The organism is Streptomyces sp. NPDC058373 (genome assembly GCF_042723275.1).
Classification (GTDB): Bacteria; Actinomycetota; Actinomycetes; order Streptomycetales; family Streptomycetaceae; genus Streptomyces.
Window position 1 is genome coordinate 1 of the sequence record NZ_JBHXJE010000034.1, and the last position, 6753, is coordinate 6753.

The 6753-nt window shown below is 71.4% G+C and carries 5 protein-coding genes; all 5 read right to left on the reverse strand.

Annotated elements, in window-relative coordinates:
- Positions 1 to 22: 22 nt before the first annotated feature.
- Positions 23 to 1714, reverse strand: a complete 1692-nt coding sequence (locus ACFWMZ_RS19500; RefSeq protein ID WP_383203045.1) for a carbohydrate-binding module family 20 domain-containing protein — start codon at positions 1712 to 1714, stop codon at positions 23 to 25.
- 243 nt (positions 1715 to 1957) lie between these two features.
- A complete protein-coding gene (locus ACFWMZ_RS19505) occupies positions 1958 to 3052 on the reverse strand; it encodes a LacI family DNA-binding transcriptional regulator (RefSeq protein WP_383182425.1) in 1095 nt (364 codons plus the stop codon).
- Positions 3037 to 4698: an alpha-amylase family glycosyl hydrolase gene (locus tag ACFWMZ_RS19510; protein ID WP_383182369.1), complete on the reverse strand. Its 1662-nt coding sequence runs from the start codon at positions 4696 to 4698 to the stop codon at positions 3037 to 3039. The genes ACFWMZ_RS19505 and ACFWMZ_RS19510 overlap by 16 nt, the downstream gene beginning before the upstream one ends.
- A 111-nt stretch (positions 4699 to 4809) precedes the next feature.
- Complete coding sequence (locus ACFWMZ_RS19515; protein WP_383182423.1) at positions 4810 to 5640, reverse strand: sugar ABC transporter permease; 831 nt, start codon at positions 5638 to 5640, stop codon at positions 4810 to 4812.
- A gap of 2 nt (positions 5641 to 5642) precedes the next feature.
- Complete coding sequence (locus ACFWMZ_RS19520) at positions 5643 to 6653, reverse strand: carbohydrate ABC transporter permease (RefSeq protein ID WP_383182367.1); 1011 nt, start codon at positions 6651 to 6653, stop codon at positions 5643 to 5645.
- Positions 6654 to 6753: the final 100 nt, after the last annotated feature.

Here is a 6753-nt window from a genome sequence, read left to right on the forward strand (position 1 = left end):
GCGGGGCCGGTCGGGTGGGCGGTCAGCCGCGCCAGGTGTCGTTCAGGGTGAGGGCGCCGGTGGTGCCGACGGTGGCGGTGCGATTGGCCCCGGACTCCCAGACGGCGTTGCCGGCGGCGTCCTTGCGCAGGTACTTGTACTGGAAGGAGGTTCTGGCGGGCAGAGGCACGTCGAGCTTCCAGACCGGGGAGGCGGCCGGGTCGAGCTTGAGGGCGCGGCCCGGGGCCCAGTCGCCGAGGGCGTCGCGGTCACCGGTGACGTAGACGTTCTCGCCCCAGGCGGTGGTGGCGTCGACGTGGAAGGAGGCGGAGGTCTGCGGGGTGGCGCCGCCCGAGCCGCAGGTGCGGGCGCCGGTGTGCAGGGCGAGCGCGGTGCCGGGGGCGACGGTGGCGGTGAAGGAGCCGTCGGCGCCCACCGTGACGGAGTCGCCGCTCTGGATGTCGCAGTAGTCGCCGCCGGGCAGCGAGCTCTGGAAGGTGCGGTTCAGCGCGGAGCCCTCGTGGTTGAGGGCGATGTACGCCTTGTCCCCCCGGCCGAAGGCGATCTGGTCGCCGCCGTTGTCCCACCAGTCGGTGACGGCCTGGCCGGCGGCGGTGTTGCGCAGGGAGACCATGGAGGAGAGCTCGGGCCAGGCGTGCTGGCACTTCCAGCCGTCGCTGTAGCAGGCGTTCACCGTGCCGTTGTTGGGCGGCCCGGCGTCGTGGTCGGTGAACTCGTAACCGGAGTGGACGTCCGGGGAGCCGTAGGGCCAGGCGAGCATGAAGACGCCGGCGAGGGTGTAGGCGGAGCCGTTCTTGTAGGTGAGGGTGTCGCCGCCGCGCTCGGTGTCGTGGTTGTCGACGAAGACGGCGGATCTGCCGCTCTCCATGTAGCCCCACTCCTCGCCGAGGTTCTTGAGGTCGGCGAGGTTCTCGTTCAGGAAGACCCGCTTGAGGTCGCGCGCGTAGCGGAACTCCTGCACGTCTCCGGTGCCGAGGTACTCGCTGGGCTGGACGGCCTCACCGGCGCCGTGGATGGCCTCCTGCTTCCAGTACGTGCCGCCGTCGCCGACCTTGGCCTTGATGGCGGTGAGGTCGGCGGCGGGCATGTGCTTGGCGGCGTCGACGCGGAAGCCGTCCACGCCGAGCGAGAGGAGGTCGTTGAGGTACTCGGCGATGCGGTCGCGGACGTACGGCTCGCCGGTGTCGAGGTCGGCGAGGCCGACCAGTTCGCAGTTCTGGACGTTGGCGCGGTTGCCGTAGTCGTTGATCTCGCTGCGGCAGTCGTCCATGTCGGCGCCGGACCAGATGCCCGGGTAGTCGTACTTCTGGTAGGCGCTGCCGCCGGTGCCGGTGCCGGAACCGGCGGCCATGTGGTTGATGACCGAGTCGGCGACGACCTTGACGCCCGCGGAATGGCAGGCGTCGACCATCGACTTGAAGGCGGCCCGGTCGCCGAGCCGTCCGGCGATCTTGTAGCTGACGGGCTGGTAGGAGGTCCACCACTGGCTGCCCTGGATGTGCTCCTGGGGCGGGGAGACCTGGACGTAGCCGTATCCGGCGGGGCCGAGGCTGTCGGTGCAGGCGCGGGCGACCGAGGCGAAGGTCCACTCGAAGAGGACGGCGGTGACGTCCTTCTCGCCGGGTGGCGCGGCCGCGGCGGGGGTCGGAGCGGTGACGGCGGTGGCGGCCGCCGCCAGCACGGCGAGGGACGCGGCGGCGAGTCTGCGGGCCATGTGGTGCCTCCTGATCGGGGGGCGGAGGGCAGAGGGGGCTGATCGCGGAGGCTCCCTGCCGCGCCCGGCCCGGGCGCTGAATCCTCTTGCTGCAAAACTGCAAGGAGCGTCGCGAAGCAGACCGTAGAGCGAGCGGCACCCCCGGTCAACCCTTTGGACACGAACCCGAAACGCCACGGACATCAAGGGGGTTGGGCCCAGGGGACGCTCCCCCGAAAGCCTCTGCAAGAGGTTGCGGACGGCTCAGGCCGAAGCGCCTTGTACGTCCCTGCCGCCCCCCGGCACCCACTGGGCGGTGGAGCCGCGTACCACCAGCTCCGGCTGGAAGACGAACTCGGTGCGCTGCACGGTCTGGTGGGCGATCTCCTCCAGCAGGGCACCGACGGCGGCGGTGGCCATCGCGCGGACCGGCTGGCGGACGGTGGTGAGCGGCGGGTCGGTGAAGGCGACCAGCTGCGAGTCGTCGAAGCCGACGACGGAGAGGTCGGCGGGCACGTCGAGCCCGCGCTCGCGGGCGGCGCGGACGGCGCCGAGCGCCATCAGGTCACTGCCGCAGACCAGCCCCGTGCACCCCTGCTCCAGCAGCGACCCGGCCGCGGCGTGGCCACCCTCGACGCTGAACAGGGTGCGCCGCACGAGGAGTTCGGTCTCATCCCGGGGCGTGCCGAGGATCTCGGCGAGGGCATCGGTGAACCCCTCGGCCTTGCGGCGCGAGGGCACGTACCGGTCGGGCCCTATGGCGAGGCCGATCTTCCGGTGGCCGAGGTCGGCGAGGTGGCGTACGGCCATCCGGACCGCCGAGCGGTCGTCCGGGGAGACGAAGGGGGCCCGGACGCGCTCGTTGTAGCCGTTGATGAGGACGAACGGCACGCCGCGCTCGGTCAGGCGGGCGTACCGGCGCGGGTCGGCGGTGGTGTCGGCGTGCAGGCCGGAGAGGAAGACGATGCCGTTGACGCCGCGCTCCTCCAGTTGCTCGACCAGTTCGTCCTCGGTGGCGCCGCCGGGGATCTGGGTGCAGAGCACCGGGGTGTAGCCGTACCCGGCGAGGGCCTGTTCGACGACCTGGGCGAAGGCCGGGAAGATCGGATTGGTCAGCTCGGGGGTGATCAGCCCGATGAGCCCGGCGCTGCGGCGGCGCAGCCGGGTGGGCCGCTCGTAGCCGAGCAGGTCGAGGGCGGCGAGGACGCGCTGCCGGGTGGGGTGCGCGACGCCGGGGCGCCCGTTGAGGACACGGCTGGCGGTGGCCTCGCTGACCTGGGCCTGCGCGGCGATGTCCGCGAGCCGCGGGACGGCCGGGGAGCCGTCCCGCGGGGCGGGCAGAGTCACACCGTCCACCAGACCGTGGTGTCGGCGGGCAGCTCGAAGGTCCCGTCCTCGGCGACGGCCGGCGCGGCGCCCTGGGAGGCGAGCAGCGGGCGGCCGGGGGCGGGGAGCCGGACGGGGGCACCGGTGGTGTTGGCGGTGCAGGCGAACTGGGGGCGGGCGAAGGCGAGGACGCCCTCGGGCGCGTCCTGCCAGGCGATCTCCTGCCCCGCGCCGAGGCCGGGGTGGTCCCGGCGGACGGCGAGCGCGGCCCGGTACAACTCCAGGGTGGAGCTGGGGTCGCCGGTCTGCGCCTCGACGCTCAGCTCGCCCCAGCCCGCGGGCTGCGGGAGCCAACTGCCGCCCGGCCCGAATCCGGCCGAGGGCCCCTCCACGGTCCACGGGATCGGCACCCGGCACCCGTCGCGGAAGCCGTCCTGCCCGGTGGCGCGGAAGTACGAGGGGTCCTGGCGGACCTCGTCGGGCAGGTCGGTGACGTCGGGCAGCCCCAGTTCCTCGCCCTGGTAGACGTAGGCGGAGCCGGGCAGGGCGAGCATCAGCAGGGTGGCGGCGCGGGCGCGGCGCAGGCCGAGCGCGCGGTCGCCGGGGGTGCGCAACTGGGTGCCGCCGGGCGGGTTGGCGAAGCGGGTGGCGTGCCGGGTGACGTCGTGGTTGGAGAGGACCCAGGTGGTGGGGGCGCCGACGGGGCGCATCGCGGCGAGCGAGGCGTCGATGACCTCGCGCAGCGCCTCGGCCTCCCAGTAGGTGCTCAGGTACTGGAAGTTGAAGGCCTGGTGCATCTCGTCGGGGCGGACGTAGTGGGCGGTCCGCTCGACGGTGGGGGTCCACGCCTCGGCGACCAGGATGCGGTCCTCGCCGTACTCGGCGAGGACGTTGCGCCAGTCGCGGTAGACCGCGTGGACGCCGTCCTGGTCGAAGAAGGGCATGACCTCGTTGCCGAGGAGCTTGACCTGTTCGCCGGAGCCGATGTCGGGCAGCCCCGCCGCCTTGATGAGGCCGTGGGCGACGTCGACGCGGAAGCCGTCGGCCCCGATGTCCAGCCAGAACCGCAGGATGGAGCGGAACTCGTCGCGGACCGCCGGGTGCTCCCAGTTGAAGTCGGGCTGCTCGGGCGCGAAGAGGTGCAGGTACCACTCGCCGTCGGCAGTACGGGTCCAGGCGGGCCCGCCGAAGATGGACTCCCAGTCGTTGGGCGGGAGTTGGCCGTCGGCACCCTTGCCGGGGCGGAAGTGGTAGCGCTCCCGCAGCGGCGAGCCGGGGCCTTCGGCGAGCGCCTGGCGGAACCAGGCGTGCTGGTCGGATGAGTGGTTGGGGACGAGGTCGACGATGGTGCGCAGCCCCAGCGCCCGGGCGTCGGCGATGAGCGCCTCGGCGTCGGAGAGCGTGCCGAACATCGGGTCGATGGCCCGGTAGTCGGCGACGTCGTACCCGGCGTCGGCCTGCGGGGAGGCGTAGAAGGGGCTGAGCCAGACGGCGTCGACGCCGAGCTCCTTGAGGTACGGAAGCCGGCGGCGGATGCCGGGCAGGTCGCCCATGCCGTCACCGTCGGCGTCGGCGAAGCTGCGGGGGTAGACCTGGTAGATCACCGCGTCGCGCCACCAGCCGGGAGCGGTGTCGGCGGCCGGGGCGGTGGGGGCGGGGGCAGTGAGGTGCTGGGTCATGTCTTCCCTGGAGTCATGGGGGTGGCCTGGAGTCATGGGTGGCCTGGGTCCACGGGCGGTCTCGGGCTTCTCGCCCGACGCGCCCCTTCGGCTCAGACCGCCTCAGAAAAATCAGCCCTTTGTGGCGCCGGCGGTCATTCCCGTGACCAGGTGGCGCTGGACCAGGACGAAGACGATGACGGCCGGTACGGCGATGAGCACCGAGGCCGCGGTCATCGGTCCCCACTGGGCCGTGTACTGGTTGACGAAGGTCTGGAGTCCTCCGGCGAGCGTCATGTTGTCCTCGCCGACCATGAAGGCGGAGGCGTAGGCGACCTCGCCCCAGGCGGTGATGAAGGAGTAGAAGCCGGTCACGGCGAGGCCGGGGCGGGCCAGCGGCAGGATGAGCCGCCAGAACGTCCCGAACGGGTTGAGCCCGTCGACGCGTCCGGACTCGTCGATCTCGACGGGTATGGCGTCGAAGAAGCCCTTCATCATCCAGGCGCAGAAGGGCACGGCGATCGTCAGGTAGGTGATGACGAGCCCGACCGGCTGGTTGAGCAGTCCCATCGAGGAGAAGAGGTTGTACAGCGGCACGATGAGGATGGCCATCGGGAACATCTGGGTGATGAGCAGCACCCACATCAGGGGCCGCATCCCGGGGAAGCGGAAGCGGCTGACCGCGTAGCCCGTGGTGGCGGCGAGGAAGACGCCGATGACGGTGGTGGTGGCGGCGACGATCACCGAGTTGCCGAACCAGGTGAGGAACTTGGTGTCCCCCAGCAGGTGGGTGTAGTTGGCGAAGGTGGTGTCGCGGAAGAAGTCGGTGGTGGTGGCGAACTCCGCGGGCTTGAGCGAGGTCAGCAGCACCCACAGGGCGGGGAAGACGGCGACGACGGTGGCCACGAGGAGTGTGCCGTGGAGGCCGATGGAGGCCAGTGGACTGCGGCGGGTGTTGGGCATCGTCACCACACCTCTCCCTGCTTCTTGAGGACACGGCGGTAGAAGAAGGCGAACACCAGCAGCAGGAGCAGGATGATGACGCCCCAGGTCGCCGAGGTGGAGAAGTTGCGCGGGCTGTCGACGAAGGTCATCCGGAACGCCTGGGTGACCAGGATCTCGGTGGCGTCGCCGGGTCCGCCCCGGGTGAGCAGGAAGATCACCGGGAACATGTTGAAGGTCCAGATGGTGGAGAGCAGGATCACCGTGGTGGAGACGGGCCGCAGCCCGGGCAGGGTGATGTGCCGGAAGCGCTGCAAGGGGCTCGCACCGTCCATCTCGGCCGCCTCGTAGAGGTCGCCGGGGATGGACTGGAGGCCGCCGAGCAGGGCCACCATCATGAAGGGGACGCCGAGCCAGACGTTGACCGCGATCACCGAGAGCTTGGCGACGGTCGGGTCGTTGAGCCACGGCACGGCGTCGATGCCGCCGCCCACCAGGATCTTGTTGAGCAGGCCGTGCTTCTCGTTGTAGAGGAAGTTCCAGGAGAAGACGGAGACGAAGCCGGGGATGGCCCACGGCACGACGAGCGCCATCCGGTAGAAGCCGCGCCCGGCGACCTGCCGGTTGAGCAGGGTGGCGAGCGCGAGTCCGAGGCTGTACGTGAGGGAGACGCAGGCGACGGTCCAGACCACGGTCCACAGCAGGCGCTGGAGGAAGACCGGGTCGGCGAAGGCCTCGAAGTAGTTCTGCAGCCCGACGAACTCGTAGGTCGCCGGGATGTGGTTGACGCCGATGGTCCGCTCGACGTTGGCCTCGGTGGCGTCGGTGAGCGAGAGCCAGATACCCCGGCCGAGGGGGTAGCCGACGATGACGGCGAGGACGATGACGACGGGGGCCACCATCGTCCAGGCGTACCAGTGCCGTGAGAGAGCGCGGCGCAGGACGCTCTCCTGTGTTCCTGCCGGGCGGCGCGGCCCGGGGACGGTTGCCTTCCCCGGCGCCTTGGCCACCGACGGGCCCGTGTGCACAGCCATCGGTCGGCCGGCCTCCTTCTTCTCCGTACGGGTGGGGCGTGCCGCCGCGCGCGGCTGGTACAGGCCCGCCTACAACCTGGCGACGATCTCGCACGTCTAG